Origin of the sequence: Pseudanabaena sp. 'Roaring Creek' (assembly GCF_001402795.1) — a bacterium.
Lineage (GTDB): Bacteria > Cyanobacteriota > Cyanobacteriia > Pseudanabaenales > Pseudanabaenaceae > Pseudanabaena.
Genome location: NZ_LIRE01000602.1, coordinates 1 through 1,650 on the forward strand (window position 1 = coordinate 1; position 1,650 = coordinate 1,650).

General features: G+C 42.2%; 2 protein-coding genes. One reads left to right on the forward strand and one right to left on the reverse strand.

Features of this window, described 5'->3' with window-relative positions; translation table 11 throughout:
* Nucleotides 1-383 precede the first annotated feature (383 nt).
* A complete protein-coding gene (gene scpB / locus AC805_RS16745; protein WP_197278770.1) occupies nt 384-1,127 on the reverse strand; it encodes an SMC-Scp complex subunit ScpB in 744 nt (247 codons plus the stop codon).
* Nucleotides 1,128-1,209: 82 nt separating this feature from the next.
* On the opposite strand from scpB, the gene AC805_RS16750 reads away from it, so the two are divergent.
* Nucleotides 1,210-1,467: a chlororespiratory reduction protein 7 gene (locus AC805_RS16750; RefSeq protein WP_055076462.1), complete on the forward strand. Its 258-nt coding sequence runs from the start codon at nt 1,210-1,212 to the stop codon at nt 1,465-1,467.
* Nucleotides 1,468-1,650 lie beyond the last annotated feature (183 nt).

Below are 1,650 nucleotides of genomic sequence, written 5' to 3' on the forward strand. Positions count from 1 at the left end.
CGATTTAAGGCAGGTAGGATGCCTTGTGGATTAGAAATGGCTGGCCGGCATTATAGCTATAGCCAAATAAGTTAAGACATAAAACCGAGAAGAGTGTTGCGGCGCAAAGCGCCGCAACACTCTTCTCGGTTTTGTTTTTGTCCTAACATAACTGGCTACTGCTATATTTGCTAGGAATTGACCACGATCGCGCAGCTATTGAAACTTGGCACTGGTCGGTTAATAGGGGATAGATTCTGAGCTATCTCTTGCATTGCTATTAGCTGCCATCAACTGTATCAGGACATAGAGCCCAAAAGAGGATTGCCTTGCGGAGCAAGGCAATCCTCTTTTGGGCTCTATGTCCTGACAAGACTGGCGATAGCTATAAATATCAAATATGCCTAGATCAATTTAGTCAAATCATCAATTTCAAAATATTGATGAAATTTTGTAGTTACGTACAATATTGACGATCGCCCCTCAGCTTGACGCTTCTTTTTCACAAAACCCTGTTCTACTAGTTCTTGAACATGTTGATAAGCCCCCGCGCCCCGTAGCTCGATCAACTCTGATTGCACAATATTTTTTTTCAAGGCGATCGCTGCCAAAGTTCGTAAAGCCCCACGCCCCAAATCTACAGGAATGAGCTTATGGACTAAATCCTCAAACTCTGAGCGCAACCGTAACGAAAACCCCACATCGGTTTCTACGATTTCGAGAGCGCTGTCGCGATGGGCATATTCCGTAATTAAATCGATGAGTCCAATTTCCGCATCCTCAATCTCGCATCCCAAGGCTTCAGCGATCGCTGCTAAATTCATCGGTTGTCCCTTCAAGTACAAGACAGCCTCTACTTTTTGCTTGAGAGAATTAGCGATCAGTAATTCTGGCTGCTCGAACCCATCCATTGATATAGACAATGGGATTAACGGGGATATCTCGGCAATATTTTCTTCAGATATATTTCCCTCGGATATATCTTCCTCGGATGTATTTTTCTCGGATATATTTCCCTCGGATATATTTACAATTTCTAAAGACGGCTTAGCCTCCAGTGATGCGAGAGGATCGATTGCATCTAAGGGCTCTCCTGAATCCACAGGATCGAGATCTATAGGTTGTTTAAAAGGCAATACATTCGTCATGCTAAGATTTTAACCGAGTGAAGGCGTTACGTTGTGCCACTTTTACGCTTTTAAATAAAAAATTTATTAATTGAGAAACCCTATGCCCAGCAGCATGATGTACTACGAAGACACATATGTAGTACTGCCTCCTGATATGCAAGAAAAGTTTGTCACTCAACCAGAATTAGAACAACTTTTACACGATCTCCTTGCCGATATTCAAGATGCTCTACCTTACGATTTAAAAAATCTTCGCAATATTGATGAGCAGGTACAGCGTTTAGTTAAAACAGCTTGCGATCTCGACTGTGGCGATCGCGGTCTATGGCAGTGGTATGTTGTTCGACTTGAAAAATAATACCCAATTACCCAATTATACCAAATCACAAAATGGCTACGCCATTTTGTGATTTTAAAACCCTTACTGGGTTTGGTTTTTAATTCCCAAAAGTGTAGCCACACTTTTGGGAATTGGTATTAATAGTGGTGCGCGGCAAAGACGCGCACCACTATTAATTGGGGCGTAGGAAGCAAATTAGAA